The 14,753-nt window shown below is 53.1% G+C and carries 14 protein-coding genes and 1 riboswitch; all 14 genes read right to left on the reverse strand.

What is annotated here, in order from left to right; genetic code table 11:
- Positions 1 to 2: 2 nt before the first annotated feature.
- On the reverse strand, positions 3 to 1,112 hold the full coding sequence (ribD, locus tag ULO1_RS13720; protein WP_079933763.1) for a bifunctional diaminohydroxyphosphoribosylaminopyrimidine deaminase/5-amino-6-(5-phosphoribosylamino)uracil reductase RibD: 1,110 nt from the start codon (positions 1,110 to 1,112) through the stop codon (positions 3 to 5).
- 105 nt (positions 1,113 to 1,217) lie between these two features.
- Positions 1,218 to 1,362, reverse strand: a riboswitch (FMN riboswitch).
- Positions 1,363 to 1,423: 61 nt separating this feature from the next.
- Positions 1,424 to 2,449 (reverse strand): histone deacetylase, encoded by a 1,026-nt coding sequence (locus tag ULO1_RS13725; RefSeq protein WP_079906627.1) that lies wholly within the window; start codon positions 2,447 to 2,449, stop codon positions 1,424 to 1,426.
- A gap of 1 nt (position 2,450) precedes the next feature.
- Positions 2,451 to 3,104, reverse strand: a complete 654-nt coding sequence (rpe, locus tag ULO1_RS13730) for a ribulose-phosphate 3-epimerase (RefSeq protein WP_078664819.1) — start codon at positions 3,102 to 3,104, stop codon at positions 2,451 to 2,453.
- A 2-nt stretch (positions 3,105 to 3,106) separates the two neighbouring features.
- Positions 3,107 to 3,973, reverse strand: a complete 867-nt coding sequence (gene rsgA / locus ULO1_RS13735; protein WP_079933764.1) for a ribosome small subunit-dependent GTPase A — start codon at positions 3,971 to 3,973, stop codon at positions 3,107 to 3,109.
- A gap of 10 nt (positions 3,974 to 3,983) precedes the next feature.
- On the reverse strand, positions 3,984 to 5,858 hold the full coding sequence (gene pknB, locus ULO1_RS13740) for a Stk1 family PASTA domain-containing Ser/Thr kinase (RefSeq protein WP_078664821.1): 1,875 nt from the start codon (positions 5,856 to 5,858) through the stop codon (positions 3,984 to 3,986).
- A 5-nt stretch (positions 5,859 to 5,863) separates the two neighbouring features.
- Positions 5,864 to 6,604 carry a Stp1/IreP family PP2C-type Ser/Thr phosphatase gene (locus tag ULO1_RS13745; RefSeq protein ID WP_159446912.1) on the reverse strand — a complete coding sequence of 247 codons (741 nt, stop codon included), beginning with the start codon at positions 6,602 to 6,604 and terminating at the stop codon, positions 5,864 to 5,866.
- Positions 6,605 to 6,629: 25 nt separating this feature from the next.
- The gene (locus ULO1_RS13750; RefSeq protein ID WP_079906626.1) at positions 6,630 to 7,025 is read right to left on the reverse strand and encodes an FHA domain-containing protein; all 396 of its coding nucleotides are present in this window, start codon (positions 7,023 to 7,025) and stop codon (positions 6,630 to 6,632) included.
- Complete coding sequence (gene rlmN / locus ULO1_RS13755) at positions 7,022 to 8,074, reverse strand: 23S rRNA (adenine(2503)-C(2))-methyltransferase RlmN (protein WP_375804188.1); 1,053 nt, start codon at positions 8,072 to 8,074, stop codon at positions 7,022 to 7,024. The genes ULO1_RS13750 and rlmN overlap by 4 nt, the downstream gene beginning before the upstream one ends.
- Entirely contained in the window at positions 8,071 to 9,384 is a 1,314-nt protein-coding gene (rsmB, locus tag ULO1_RS13760; protein WP_159446560.1) for a 16S rRNA (cytosine(967)-C(5))-methyltransferase RsmB, read from the reverse strand. Before rsmB ends, rlmN begins: the two co-directional genes overlap by 4 nt.
- Before the next feature lie 16 nt (positions 9,385 to 9,400).
- Positions 9,401 to 10,330 (reverse strand): methionyl-tRNA formyltransferase, encoded by a 930-nt coding sequence (fmt, locus tag ULO1_RS13765; RefSeq protein ID WP_079906623.1) that lies wholly within the window; start codon positions 10,328 to 10,330, stop codon positions 9,401 to 9,403.
- A gap of 12 nt (positions 10,331 to 10,342) precedes the next feature.
- Positions 10,343 to 10,798 (reverse strand): peptide deformylase, encoded by a 456-nt coding sequence (gene def / locus ULO1_RS13770; protein ID WP_078664827.1) that lies wholly within the window; start codon positions 10,796 to 10,798, stop codon positions 10,343 to 10,345.
- A 17-nt stretch (positions 10,799 to 10,815) separates the two neighbouring features.
- The gene (gene priA / locus ULO1_RS13775) at positions 10,816 to 13,266 is read right to left on the reverse strand and encodes a primosomal protein N' (RefSeq protein ID WP_079933765.1); all 2,451 of its coding nucleotides are present in this window, start codon (positions 13,264 to 13,266) and stop codon (positions 10,816 to 10,818) included.
- Between the two features lie 88 nt (positions 13,267 to 13,354).
- Positions 13,355 to 13,519, reverse strand: coding sequence for a hypothetical protein (locus tag ULO1_RS14855; RefSeq protein WP_159071848.1), 165 nt, complete (start codon positions 13,517 to 13,519; stop codon positions 13,355 to 13,357).
- A gap of 97 nt (positions 13,520 to 13,616) precedes the next feature.
- The gene (metK, locus tag ULO1_RS13780) at positions 13,617 to 14,750 is read right to left on the reverse strand and encodes a methionine adenosyltransferase (protein ID WP_078664829.1); all 1,134 of its coding nucleotides are present in this window, start codon (positions 14,748 to 14,750) and stop codon (positions 13,617 to 13,619) included.
- Positions 14,751 to 14,753 lie beyond the last annotated feature (3 nt).

Consider the following 14,753-nt stretch of genomic DNA (forward strand, 5'->3'; position numbering starts at 1 on the left):
TCTTATTTCACCTCCCGGGCGGGATAGCCAATGTAAAGGAAATCCGGCCCGATTTGTCGCCATTCTCCATGCTGCATGGTAATGGCTGCTGCCATGCGCTCAATCCCCGCACCTTGCAAGGGAGTTGGAGCCATTAACCCACCTGCCAGTTTAGGAGCAATAAAGGCATAGACCTTTTGAATCAGCCCTGCCGCCAGCATGGACCAGGCCAATTCACCGCCACTTTCCAGGAGCAAATTTACCAGCCCCCGCCGGGCCAGCTCCTGCAGCAAAGCGGTTAAATCAACCCGCCCGGCCTGTTCGGGCAGCACCAGGACCTCTACCCCGTCAGCCTGCATTTGCTGCCTCCAGGTAACAGAACTCTGTTCTGTGGTTGCAATCAGGGTAGGAGCAGCTGAGATTTGCGCCAGCCGGACGACCTGGGCCCCCGGAGGTGTGCGTCCGTGGCTGTCCACCACAATTCTAACTGCATCCCTGCCGCCCTCCGGTAAGCGGGTAGTAAGGGCAGGATCATCGGCCAGCACCGTCCCGCTGCCTACCAGAATACCATCTACCTCATTCCTGAGCTGATGTACCAGCAAACGGGACTGTTCACTGCTAATCCAGCGACTGTCCCCGGTGCGGGTAGCGGTTTTACCATCCAGAGTCATCGCATACTTCCAGATCACAAAAGGCATTTTCCGGCTAATATAGTATAACCAGCCCTCATTAAGCTTCCGGGCCTCTTTCTCCAGCAGACCTACTTCCACCTGAATACCCGCTTTCCTTAACCGGGCCAATCCCCGCCCGGCTACCAGGGGATTGGGGTCAGTCATGGCCGCAACTACTCTCCTCACTCCTGCAGCAATCAGGGCATCAGCACAGGGAGGAGTACGGCCATAATGGGAGCAGGGTTCCAGGGTTACATAGACATCGGCCCCAGCCGCCCGTTTCCCTGCTTCCCGCAGGGCATGCACTTCTGCATGGGGTGTGCCGGCCTTCTGATGATAACCCTCTCCGATGATTTCCCCATCCTTGACAATCACACAGCCCACCAGCGGGTTAGGACTGGTACGACCTCTGGCTCTCCCTGCCAGTTCTAAAGCCAATCGCATATATTCTTCATCGCGCATCCTCATCACCACTTCGGCCCACAAATAAAAAACCCCGGAGCGCTCCCGGGGCAAAAGGGCAAACTAAATAGTCAGCCAGTGCAGTAACTACTGGCTGTTTTGCTCGCCCTCCTTCTCCCATCCAGACTGTCACTGTCGGCTCCGGACTTGCCTTCTGGCGCACCGGATCTGCCGGCTGAGCCGGCTCGCGGGCTCGCAGCTCATGCTGCCTACCGCCGGTAAGGAATTTCACCTATCCCCGAAGGAGTTTACAATGATTATACCCTCTACAACAAAAGATTGTCAAGGGAATGGAGGAAAGCCCTGGCTTTTTAAAGTCGCCAGTATTTTTTCTGGATCTGCCAGGCATCATCGATGCGCAAACGCTGGGTAGGCCGCACGGGAGCATAAGGAGGAGCCGCCGGGTCGGTGACAGCCACCGGTAGCTCCCCCCAGACGGCCACTGTAGCAGCCACAGCGTGGCCAACTGTAGCCGGATCATAACCTCCCTCCAGCGCAGCCACCAGAGGCCAGGGCTTGATCATTTTCGCCAGCTGTCCAAATCCTTCACTGGTCAAGGCCAGACTGGAAAGGGGGTCAGCAAAATGGGCATCATATCCTGCCGCCACCAGCAGAAGCTGAGGCTGGAATTGCTCTAACACCGGCAAAATAATTTTATGCATGGCATAGTAGTAGCCCGTATCCCCTGTATCTTTCGGCAGAGGAATATTGATGTTAAAGCCTTTCCCCCGTTCGTCGCCTGTTTCTGTTGCCCAGCCAGTATAGGGATATAAGCCATCCTGGTGCAAAGAAATGTATAGCACTTCCGAATCAGAGTAAAAAAACGACTGTAAACCATTGCCATGATGAGCATCCCAGTCTAAAATGGCAATACGGTTTAGCCCATACTCCTGCCGGGCATAGTTGGCCCCTATGGCCAGGTTGTTAAGGACACAAAAGCCCCCTCCCCGCAAAGCGGCAGCATGGTGTCCCGGCGGCCGCACCAGAGCCAGCGCACGGTGATAGACACCCTTCATGACTGCATCGATCCCGTCCAGCACCGCACCCACTGCCCGCAGAGCAACATCATAAGTATCCCGGTCAACAACAGTATCTTCTGCCCAGACGCCTCCGCCAGCGGCACAGAATGCCTGCAATGCTTCCAGGTATTCATGGGGATGAGCCAGCAACACCTCACTCCGACTGGCCTGACGGGGCCGCCTGCGGGGTACTTTTTCCCACAATCCGTACTCCTTCAGCTCCCCGACAATAGCCTGCAAGCGGCTACCATGTTCCAGGGAATCGGTCTCGTGTTTCAGAAAAATCTCATCATAAAGCAAGAGTAGGGGTTCTGTCATTTTACCCGCACCTTTCCCGCAAACTGCGGATTGCTGTCGAGATGTCGGCAGCACCGAAAATATAGGACCCGGCCACCAGGATATCAGCTCCGGCTTTGACCACCAAGGGCGCAGTTTCCTGGTTAATGCCCCCGTCAACCTGAATGGTAAAATTCAGCTTTCTTTCGCGCCGCCAGGTATTAAGCCGTTCAATCTTTTCCACCATTTCCGGAATAAAACGCTGTCCGCCAAATCCCGGATTCACAGTCATCAGCAAGACCATGTCCAGATAAGGTAAAACATATTCAATCACTGTCAGAGGTGTAGCCGGATTCAAAGCGACAGCTGCCTTGATACCATGATTACGAATGGTTTGCAGGGTCCGATGTAAATGGGTACAGGCTTCCGCATGTACGGAAATAATATCGGCACCGGCCTTCACAAATTCTCCAATAAACTGGTCCGGGTTGGTGATCATCAGGTGAACATCGAAAGTCATCCGGCTTTTATCCCGCAAGGCCTGTACCACCAGCGGACCAATGGTAATGTTAGGGACAAAATGTCCATCCATGACATCGATATGCAGCATTTCCGCACCAGCAGCTTCTACCTGTGCCACGTGGGCCCAGAGGTTGGCAAAATTCGCTGACAATATGGATGGGGCGATCTGAACCAAGACTAGTACCTCCTCTCCTGTTCCAGCACTTCTTCCAGCAATTCCAGGTAATTATGGTAGCGCGTCTGGTCGATCAGCCCCTGCTCTACTGCCAGTCGCACTCCACAATCAGGTTCAGCCCGGTGCATGCGGCCGGGGAAACGGCATTGCATATAGGGCAAAAAATCGGGATAAAAATGGGCCAGTTCTTTACTATTAACATTATGAAGACTCAAAGAGCTAAAACCAGGCGTATCAGCCAGCCAGCCCTCCCCTACGGTCAGCAACTCCACATGCCTGGTAGTATGCCGCCCCCGTCCGATTTTATCACTAACTTCCCCGGTTTTCAGGGAAAGGCCGGGGGCCAGAGCATTGATCAGGCTGGATTTGCCCGCTCCAGATGGCCCGCAGATTACTGACACCCGGGTAGCCAGATGCTGTTTTAATTCCGGTAACCCCTGCCCGGTTACAGCACTGGTAATCAATGTCGTAAACCCGGCCGCCCGGTAGAGAGCAGTCAGCCGTTGTGCGCCCTCCGGATCCAAGTCCCCTTTATTAATTACCAGTAGGGGATGAATTCCTTCCGCACTGACCTGTACTAATAAGCGGTCGATCAATAAGCGGTTAGGGTCAGGGTTGGCGGCGGCAAAAACTAGCAAAGCCTGATCTACATTAGCGATAGGGGGCCTGATGAGAGCGTTACGGCGGGGCAAAATTTCCTCAATTACCCCCTGTTCCCGGTTTAAAGAGGTTATCTTTACCTCATCCCCTACCAGAGCCGTTTGTTGCAGTTTGCGGAATTTGCCCCGCAGACGGCATTCGTAGACAGTATCTCCAACGCGGACATAGTAATAGCCGCCTATCCCTTTCAGCACTATTCCTGTCTCCATAACCGTCCTCCTATGGGGTTAGTTCCTGTTCTTCTGATTTTTGTCCATCAATGAAAATCAAAGCTTTAGCTTTACCGTAGTATCTGATCGGCACCACCAGAGTGGAACCCCCGGTGCCACTGCCAATAAACTCCTGTCTGCCTTCCGGGCTCTTGTTATCCACTACTTTGATGGAGACCTGGTGGGGCTCACCTGCCCCGGGGATGTTTACCGAAATAGAAATTTGCTGAGGCTGAGGTCCAGGACCGGCGCTTACTTTCAGTTTGACACTGCTACCCTTTTCCGTTTCTGTCCCCGGCTGAGGCTCCTGACTGATAACTGTCCCAGGGAAAAAGTCCGTACTGGCTTCCTGAGTAATATTTTCCTCCGGTACTTTCAGGCCCATGGCTTCCAGGGCTGCCCTGGCAGCAGTAAGGCTTAACCCGGTAACATTGGGCATTTTCAGCAACACCGGTTTTTTACCCTTGCTGACCACCAGATTTACTGCAGTCTGGCGGGGGACTTGTTCACCAGCAGCCGGGTTCTGGGAAATAACTGTATCCTTTTCATATTCATCACTGTACTGGTAATCAATCGTCCCCAGAGCTAACCCTGCCTTTTCCAGGGCCAGACGAGCATCTTCCTTATCCTGGCCTGAAAGATCAGGCACATTCACCTTTTCCACTCCTACACTGACAATTACACCAATAGCCTGCCCTTCCCGCACTTCAGTCCCGGGCTTTTCCCGTTGACTGATTATCCGGTTCTCCGCAATGGTGTCACTATATTCCCGCCCCAGCACTTCCAGTTGCAAATGAGCTGGCTTTAAGCGCTGTTCTGCCTCTTCTACTGTCAAATTGGTCAAATCCGGCACTTCCACCGTTTTGGGTAAAAGCAGAAAATAGCCAGCTCCCCCGAGAATTAACAGGGTAACCAGAATAGCCAGCCAGGCCCAGAGTTTACGTTTATTTTTCTTTTCCCTGGCAGCCTGCTGCTTACCCAGAGCCTGTTTCAGTTCATCCCGGGGCAAAACCATGGTTGGATTTTCATCCAGCATCAGTTTTTTCGTCTGTTCACTAATTTGGCCTATGAGGACTGTCCTCAGGTCCTCCAGCATCTCCTCCGCACTGGCATAGCGGCGCGCCCGGTCTTTGGCCATTGCCCGCCGAACCACCATCTCCAGCTCCGGGCTAACGGCAGGATTCAGCTTGGATAGAGAGGGAGGCTGATCCCCCATATGTTTCATGGCTACTGCAATTGGCGATTCTCCCTCATATGGCAGCCGCCCGGCCAGCATTTCAAACAGCACGACCCCCACCGAGTAAAGGTCAGACTGAAAAGAGGCCGGTTCTCCTCGAGCCTGTTCAGGGGAAATATAATGGACTGAGCCTACAATCGTCCCGGTTTGGGTCACAGTAACATCGGTTGTGGAGCGGGCGATGCCGAAATCAGTGACTTTTACCCTTCCATCTTTGGCAATGAGGATATTACCTGACTTGATATCCCGATGCACAATCCCACTGGCATGGGCATGGACCAAAGCCGCACAGATCTGCCGGGCTATATCTACCGCTTCCACCGGTGCCAGCGGGCCCTTTTCCCGGATATATCTTTTCAAGGTGATGCCATCAATATATTCCATTACGATATAGTGGATAATTCCGTCCTGACCTACATCAAAGACATTGACAATATTGGGGTGAGACAAACGGGCCACCGCCTGGGCTTCCCGCCGAAAGCGTTCTACAAAATCAGCATCATCAGAATACTGCGGGCGCAGGATTTTAATGGTAACATCCCGCTGCAAATAGCGACAATGAGCCCGATATACTACTGCCATGCCGCCGCCACCTAACAGCTCCTCTACATGATAACGGCCTGCTATTACTCTGCCTATCAGTTCCATGGTCCTCACCTCGGTTTTACCAGCACCAGCGTGATGTTATCCTTGCCACCCCGCTCAAGTGCCTCCTCTATCAGCCTGTTTGCCAGGGTAGGTAAGTCACTGTTATCTTCCTGCCATGTTTGCAGCAATTCCAGCATTTCCTCATCTCTAACCTGACCGCTTAAACCATCGGTGCAAAAAAGATACAGGTCATCAGGTTCTATGGTTAGTTCCGTTAAATCCACCACTACGGCCGGATCCATCCCCAGAGCTCTAGTCAGGATATTACGCTGGGGATGTTTAAAGGCTTCCTCCAAACTGATTCCGCCATTCTGGTAAAGCTGATAGACCAGGGAATGGTCATGGGTTAATAACTTCAGTTCTCCTCGCCGCCAGCGGTATGCCCGGCTGTCACCCACATGAGCAATAACTAACAGGTTACTGTCCCCGGAGAAATAACCACAGGTCACGGTAGTACCCATGCCCAGGTTTTGATTTTCCAGCCGCCCGCGGTGATAAATTTCCTGGTTGGCTTTCTCCACTGCCTGGCGTAAAAGTCCCAGTATCCCAGGGCCTATTAATTGCTCCCGATTCCGGGCCAACTCCTGGATTATTATCTCCCCGGCCATCTGGCTGGCAATCTCCCCTGCAGCATGACCGCCCATCCCATCAGCTACCCCGAATAAATTGAGATCAGGAGCCAAAATAAAAGCATCCTGATTGTTTTTTCTGACCAGACCAACATGGGTACCTACCGCAAACTGCAATTTTCCCACCTCACACATACTCTCCCTAGAGATAAAACTCTGCTTCCCAGGGTCCTATCTTAATCCTGTCCCCCGGGGAAAGCAGTACTTCTGTTACCGGTCGCCCGTTAACCAGAGTACCATTGGCACTGTCCAGGTCCTGCAGAACCCAGCCTCTGTCAGTCGGCAGAATCCTGGCATGGAGTCTCGATACCGTTGGATGATTAATAGTAATGGTGCAGTCCTCTCTTCGGCCTATGTACACCGTTTGCCGGGGCAGGGCAAGGCGCATGCCAGTATCCTCCCCGGATAATATTACTAACGCCGCAGCTGCGGCTGAACTTATTTCCTGACACTGGGCCGGTAAAGCAAACACAATGGTGCCATCCTGACCACTCATCAACTCTGTTTTACGCCGCCATAGCCTTCTCCACCAGCTCATCCTTTCCCGCTCCTCTCAGCCATTACCCTGCGGCGCAATTGACCGCAGGCGGCATCAATTTCCTGGCCCAGTTCCCGCCGGACGGAAACCTCCAGCCCGTATGTTTCGACTATTCTACGAAAACGGGCAATTTCCTGCTGTTCAGGCCGCTCCCAGTCATATTCAGGAACTGGATTGATGGGTATTAAATTCACATGAGCCAGGCGACCCCGCAATAAACTGCCCAGTTGCCGCGCCAGTTTTTCACTGTCATTTACTCCTTTGATCAGGGCATACTCATAGGTAATCCGGCGCCCGGTCTGCTCAGTGTAAAAATCACAGGCTGCCAGCAGCTTTTGCAAGGGATATTTGCGGTTGATCGGCAAAAGGTAACTGCGCAGCTGATCATTGGGCGCATGAAGGGATATGGCCAGGGTAATGGCCAGTCCTTCCCGGGCCAGGTCATAGATGCGAGGTACCAGACCACTGGTAGAAACTGTCAGGTGACGCTGACCAATATTTAGACCCTGGCGATCACTGACCAGACGCAAAAACTTTACTACCTCATCATAGTTATCCAGAGGTTCGCCAGTCCCCATCACCACTACCCGTCCTACTCTGGATCCGCTCAGTTTTTGCATAGCCAGCACTTGATCATAAATCTCCCAGGCCTCCAGATTGCGCACCAGACCGCCAAGAGTGGAAGCGCAAAGGCGACAGCCCATACGACAACCCACCTGACTGGAAACGCAGACACTGGTGCCGTAATTATACACCATCAACACCGTTTCCACCGCCTGCCCATCGGGCAGGGCAAAGAGGGCCTTAATGGTCCCATCCCTGGCCTGCTGGCTGGTAACCAGCTGCAGACTCTCGATTTTTGCCTTTTCCCGCAGCTGTTGCCTCATTTCTTTACTCAAATTGGTCATAGCCTCAAAATCCGTAACCCCTTTTTGCCAGATCCACTGGTAAATTTGCTGGGCCCGGAAGGCGGGCTGCCCCAGTTCAGCGGTTAGCCAGCAGGTAAGCTCAGGCAAAGAAAGGGTTTTTAAATTGATCATCGTTCCTATTTATCCTCCTTCCGCCAGCGGGCCAGGAAAAAGCCATCACTATTTTCCCGGTGAGGCAAGAGCTGTATTTCTCCGGCAGGCGCTCCCTCCCAGGGCAAAAGTTGAAACTCGGGAAAATTTTCCCCAAACCAGCGAGCAACCTCCTGATTTTCCTGGCGGTTGATGGTACAGGTACTATAAACCAGGATTCCTCCTGGTGCTACACAGGCCGCAGCGGCCTGTAGAATCCGTTTTTGAAGCTCCGGGAGACTCTTTAAATCTGCCGCAGCTTTTTGCCAGCGTATTTCTGGCCTGCGCCTGATTACCCCCAGTCCGGAACAAGGGGCATCTACCAGCACCCGGTCAAACCGGTTATGCCAGGCAGATGGCAAAGCGGTAGCGTCCTGCAATACCGTGTGGATGGATTTTATCCCCAGACGCAAACAATTGTCCTCAATCAGCTTCAACTTATGGGGATGAATATCACAGGCTACGATTTCCCCCTGGTCAGACATCAGCTGGGCTAGATGGGTGGTTTTGCCTCCCGGTGCAGCACAGGTATCCAGTACCTTCATACCCGGAAGGGGTGCTACCACATGGGCCACCTGCATGGATGCCTGGTCCTGTACCAGCCACCAGCCCTCCGCAAAACCCGGTATACGGGTGAGCAAGTCAAAGTCCGTCAGTTCTACCCCTTCTGATGGCCAGGACAGTTCTTTTACTCCAGTGCCCGCCGCCTGCAGGCGTTCCACCAGTTCTGCCCGGGTCAGGCGCAGGGTATTGGTCCGTAAAGTCAAGGGGGGGATGTTATTTCCGGCAGCCAGCAGTTTTTCTGTGTCTTCTTCCCCCAGTTCCTTTAGCCACAATTGTACCAGCCAGCGAGGATAGCTGTAAAAAACACTGAGGTAGCCCACTAGATCCTGATTCCGATCTGGCCAGCTCCAGTTACCTTGGTTGCGCAACAGATTGCGCAATACCCCATTAACCAGGCCGGCAAGCCCGGTAAATTTGTTCTTTTTGGCAAGTTCCACACTGGTATGTACTGCTGCCGGGCCTGGAATCCTTTCACTTTTTACAATCTGGTAAGCACCTACCAGCAGGATAGCCTGCAATCTGTGGGGCATCTTTTCCAGGGGTTTACTTAAAAACTGATTTAACAGCCAGGCCAACGCTAAATAGTATTTTACAGTACCATAAACCAGTTCAGTTACCAGCTTGCGTTCCCTGCTATCCAGGGCACTGGCGGCTTTATTCAGAGTCAGGTTGGAATAGGCCTGTTGCCATAATACCTGTTCCACTATTTCTACTGCTATTTGACGTGGTTCTTTCAAAGTTATTCCACCAACTTTATTCCAGTTTAGTTCCAGCCTGCAGTTTGCGCCCCCTCAGGAAGTCTGCCCCGGTCATGGCCCTGCTTCCTGCTGGCTGCAACTGGGTTAGCACCAGGTGCCCATCTCCGGCTGCCACCACTGGTCCTTCTGTGCGCAATTCCACTACAGTTCCCGGATCAGCCAGCGGTGTGCCAGGTTCAAACCTGGCCTGCCAGATTTTCAGGGGATTCCCTTCCCAGAGGGTATAGGCCCCCGGCCAGGGGTTTAGGCCCCGGATCAGGTTGACAATCTGCTGGCCGCCAGCCCCCCAGTTAATCCGCTCTGTTTCCCGATTCAGCATTGGCGCATAGGTGGCCCGGCTATGGTCCTGGGGTTCCCGGGGCGCCTGGCCCTGCTCGATTTGGGTCAGGGTTTGCACCAGCAACTCTGCCCCCAGAGTGGCCAGCCGGTCATGCAAAGTTCCAAAGGTATCCGTATCCTTAATGGGCACTTTGGCTTTCAGAATCATATCCCCGGCATCCAGTTCCCTGCTCATGTACATAGTTGTAATACCGGTTTCCTGTTCACCATTAATGATTGCCCATTGGATAGGGGCAGCTCCCCGGTAGCGAGGCAGCAAAGAAGCATGGACATTGATACAACCCAGGGGCGGCAATTGCAGGATCTTTTCCGGCAATATCTGACCATAAGCTACTACCACAATGGCATCTGGCCGTAATTCTTCCAGCTCTGCCAGAAAGTTTTCATCTTTAACTTTCAAGGGCTGAAAAACCGGCCAGCCCCGGCTTAGAGCCGCTTCTTTAACAGGGGAGAAAGAAACTTTCTGTCCCCGCCCCCGCGGTCGGTCCGGCTGGGTTACTACACCTACCACCTGCCAGCCGGGCTGGTCCAATGCCAGCAAGCTGGGCACAGCAAAATCAGGGGTTCCCATAAAGACAATCCGCATGCTGTATCCCTCCTATTTGCTGGGGCGCAGATTTTCTGCTTTATCTACATATAAGATACCATCAAGATGGTCTATTTCATGCTGGAAGGCGCGGGCCAGCAAGCCTTCGGCCTCATATTCCACCAGTTCCCCCTGGCGGTTGAGACCGCGGACCTTGACTCTAGCCCATCTCTCCACATCCCCCTGTTTGCCGGGAACAGAAAGACAACCTTCCACCGCCACTTCCTTGCCTTCACAATGGATAATCTCTGGATTGATCAGTTCAATCAGTCCCTCACCCACATCAACTACTATCACCCGTTTGCTGATGCCAATCTGGGGAGCAGCCAGCCCTACCCCTTCCGCATCATACATAGTGTCAGCCATGTTTTCCAGGAGCTTGATGATATTGGGGGTAATCTCTTTTACCGGTTTGGCAACTTGACGCAGAACAGGATCGCCAATCTCCACTATTTTAAATACTGCCATTAATTATCTCCCTCACTTTATAGCAAACTGACTGGTTCAATATCCAGAACCAGACGCACTTCCCCACTGCGTTGCTTGCTCCATTTCTGTAACACTTCCCGGCCCAGGCTGCGTAATCCCTCCAGCTCCGGGCCCTTGATGGCCAGATGCCAGCGATACTGGCCCCGCAAGCGGGACAGAGGCGCCGGGGCGGGCCCCAGCAGGGACTGATCCGCTTGCAATCCCGGTTGCAGCCAGTCACAGATCAGCTGACTGCCCCTGATTACTTCCTCTTCCCTGGGCCCGCTAAGCAGTAGACGGACCAGGTAGCTGAAAGGGGGATTGCCCAGCATTTCCCTCAGCTCCAGCTCCTCCCGGTAAAAACCCGGATAATCATGTTCTACTGCCCGTAAAATGCTGTAATGTTCCGGCGAATAGGTCTGAATAATCACCCTCCCCGGCAGGACATCCCGGCCAGCCCGACCGCCCACCTGAGTCAGGAGCTGAAAAGTCCTTTCCCCTGAACGGAAATCGGGAACATTCAGGGAAGTATCGGCAGAAATCACACCGACCAGAGTTACTTTAGGAAAATCCAGGCCCTTAGCAATCATCTGGGTGCCGATTAGAACCTGAATTTTTTCTTCCAGCATATTCTGAATGATAGTTTCATGGGCTCCCCGACGACTGGTAGTATCCACATCCATCCGCTGCCAGCTCACACCTGGAAACTCCCGGGCAAATTCCTCTGCCACCCGCTGGGTACCTGCCCCAAAATAACGGATATACCTGGAATTACACCGGGGACAAAGGGCCGGGGAAGGTTCTCTGTGTTCACAATAGTGACAGCGTACCGTCTGGTCCGAACTATGATAGGTCAAAGTCACATCACAGGCAGGACAGCGCAGCACATACCCGCAACTGCGACAGGATACAAAAGTACTGTAGCCCCGGCGATTCAAAAACAGAATCGCCTGTTCCCCCCGCTGCAGAGTGTGTCGGAGAGCTTCCTGCAGTTCCCGGGAAAAAATGCTGCGATTGCCCTCTGCCAGTTCCTGTCGCATATCCACCACAGTCACCGGCGGCAGAGGCCGATCATCGATTCTTTCCGCCAGGGTCAAGAGGGTGAATTCCCCCTGCTGGGCGCGATAAAAGGTCTCAACTGCCGGAGTGGCACTGCCCAGCACCAGGGTAGCCCCTGTTCGTCTGGCCCGTTCCTGGGCCACCTCCCGGGCATGATAACGGGGGGTAACATCCTGTTTGTAACTGGTTTCATGCTCCTCGTCGATTATGATTAGCCCCAGTTTTTGCAGAGGAGCGAAGATAGCAGAGCGGGCCCCGACTACTACTTTAATTTTGCCTTCTTTAATTCTTTGCCACTCCAGATGCCGTTCCCGCAAAGACAGGCGGCTGTGAAAAACAGCTACATCTGCTCCAAATCGTTCCTTAAAACGGGCTGCAATTTGCGGGGTCAGGGAAATTTCCGGGACCAGACAAATCGCTGTCTGGCCTCTTTCAAGACAGCTAGCAATGGCACGCAGGTAGATCTCGGTTTTGCCACTGCCTGTCACTCCGAAAAGCAGGAATTTTTTCCTTCTGCCCTTTACTATGCTCTCTTCTATAGCCTGAAAAGCGGCCTGCTGGGCCGGAGTTAACCGGGGCCAGACTACCTTGCGTTCTGGTTGCTCTGCTTGAAGTGAAATAGCTTTTTGACAGAGGAGCCCCTTGTCCAGCAAGCCTCTAATTACGCTCTCGGTTACTTCCGCCCGGGCCGCCAGCTCCTTTACCGTCAGGCCCGGTACAGCACAGGCGACCGTTAAGGCCTGCCGGCTTTTGCTGGCCCGGGGTGAAAGACTGAGCAAATGTACTGCCAGCTCCTCCGGCGGAAAGGCTGGATAAATACCGAGCTTGCCGGTCCCTTTCTCGCCCACCATTTTAAATTGTTCCACCTGAACCAGGCCGGCTGCCTGCAACTTTTTTAGCACCTGTTGTCCCTGGCTCCGGAACATCGCCCGCAGGGAAGGAGCATCAGCCTCGCCGCCCCGGGCAGCCAGCCACTCCAGCATTTCCAGTCCAGCCTCTTCTTCCTCATCATCCTGCTGATTTAAATAGGCCCAGCCCCTGGGAGTAAGGGCCACCAGAGTACCACCAGAGTTCTTTTTACCCGGCGGAACCAGGGTATGAATTGCTGTTACCAGCGGACAAACATAATAGTCTGCCAGCCAGCGGGCCAAACCCAGCAGCTCCTCATCTATAATAGGCTCCCGGTCTATTAGTCCTATTATGTCCCGTACCTGTACCGGTGGGCGCTGGTCGGTGATGGCTGTTACAAAAGCCTGTACCCGCCCCTGTCTGCCCAGCGGAACCTGCACGCGCATGCCAGGACGCACCTGGCCCTGGAGCTGGTCCGGGATCCTGTAGGTCAGGGGGCGGTCCAGTTCTTTTACAGGTCTATCTATATATACCTCGGCATAAACAGGATTTTTCCCCATTTTTCGCCCTCTCTCCGGACTCTCGTTTCCAGTTGTATTATATCATATCCGACCGATAAAGAAAAAACCAGGAGATTTCCTGGCTTGCTCATGACCGCTCGGATAGTCGCGGCCTTTTGTCCTCCTGGACTCTTTCCAAGCATTCATCTAAACTATTTTTGACTTCCTGCAACTGTTGATCCATGGAGCGCAGTAACCAGATAACGATAATGACCAGGATAAGTCCTGCTGCCCCCGCCAAAATCCATAGCATGTCTATCACCTTCCCCGGATATGCCCCCAACAAGTTATCACAAGCACTTATCTATCTATCAAATTTCCTTTTCGACATAAAGTGACAAAATCCTGCATTAAAACAGGGAAAGCAGCAAATCTTTTTTATCTGTTTTTTCCCAGGGCAAGTCCAAATCCAGGCGTCCAAAGTGACCATAAGCAGCCAGCTGCTTATAAATAGGCCGACGCAAATTTAATTCCTGAATAATTTTTGTAGGCCGGAAATCAAAGACTTTTTTAACAGCAGCAACTAGCTCTGCTTCTGCAACTCGCCCGGTACCAAAAGTATTTATATCTATAGCCACAGGCTCGGCTCTGCCAATAGCATAGGCTACTTGTACCTCACAACGCCGGGCCAGTCCTGCTGCGACAATATTTTTGGCCACATAGCGGGCATAATAGGCAGCGGAGCGATCCACCTTGGTCGGATCCTTGCCGGAGAAAGCTCCACCTCCGTGCCGGGCCATTCCCCCATAGGTGTCAACAATAATTTTTCTTCCCGTCAGGCCACAATCCCCCTGGGGCCCACCTACCACAAAGCGGCCGGTAGGATTGACTAGTATCCTGGTATCAGCCAGCAGATGGGGGGGAATCGCCGGACGAATAACCTGCTGGATAATATCCTCCCGGATGGTTTCCTGGGATATGGAGGGCTTGTGTTGAGCTGAAACCACTATGGTATCAATTCTAACTACTTCATCATTATCATATTCCACTGTTACCTGGGTCTTGCCATCCGGTCTGAGATAGGGTACCAGCCGCTCCTTGCGTACCAGGGCCAAACGCCGTGCCAGCCGGTGGGCGAGGGCAATGGGGGCAGGCAGCAGTTCCGGAGTCTCATCACAGGCATAACCGAACATCATCCCCTGATCCCCGGCCCCACCGGGATCAACCCCCAGGGCAATGTCCGGCGATTGTTCATCAATAGCTGTGAGAACAGCACAGGTATCCCCATCAAAACCAAACTTGGCCCTGGTATAGCCAATATCTTTAATGGTTTCCCGAACGATCTTTGGGATATCAACATAGCACTCGGTAGTGATTTCACCCATCACCAGGACCAGCCCGGTGGTCACCATGGTCTCACAGGCCACCCTGGCGTCCGGGTCCCGGGCTAGAATGCTATCCAGAATGGCATCAGAAATCTGGTCAGCCATTTTATCAGGATGTCCTTCGGTCACTGACTCGGAAGTAAATAACCTTTTTGCCATTCT

Source organism: Carboxydocella sp. ULO1 (assembly GCF_002049255.1).
Lineage (GTDB): Bacteria > Bacillota.

Bases quoted from the DNA above. Each gene is read 5' to 3' on its own strand.
- ribD (WP_079933763.1), bottom strand. From the start codon at position 1,112: ATGCGCGATGAAGAATATATGCGATTGGCTTTAGAACTGGCAGGGAGA.
- ULO1_RS13725 (WP_079906627.1), bottom strand. From the start codon at position 2,449: ATGACAGAACCCCTACTCTTGCTTTATGATGAGATTTTTCTGAAACAC.
- rsgA (WP_079933764.1), bottom strand. From the start codon at position 3,973: ATGGAGACAGGAATAGTGCTGAAAGGGATAGGCGGCTATTACTATGTC.
- pknB (WP_078664821.1), bottom strand. From the start codon at position 5,858: ATGGAACTGATAGGCAGAGTAATAGCAGGCCGTTATCATGTAGAGGAG.
- ULO1_RS13750 (WP_079906626.1), bottom strand. From the start codon at position 7,025: ATGAGCTGGTGGAGAAGGCTATGGCGGCGTAAAACAGAGTTGATGAGT.
- fmt (WP_079906623.1), bottom strand. From the start codon at position 10,330: ATGCGGATTGTCTTTATGGGAACCCCTGATTTTGCTGTGCCCAGCTTG.
- def (WP_078664827.1), bottom strand. From the start codon at position 10,798: ATGGCAGTATTTAAAATAGTGGAGATTGGCGATCCTGTTCTGCGTCAA.
- priA (WP_079933765.1), bottom strand. From the start codon at position 13,266: ATGGGGAAAAATCCTGTTTATGCCGAGGTATATATAGATAGACCTGTA.
- ULO1_RS14855 (WP_159071848.1), bottom strand. From the start codon at position 13,519: ATGCTATGGATTTTGGCGGGGGCAGCAGGACTTATCCTGGTCATTATC.
- metK (WP_078664829.1), bottom strand. From the start codon at position 14,750: ATGGCAAAAAGGTTATTTACTTCCGAGTCAGTGACCGAAGGACATCCT.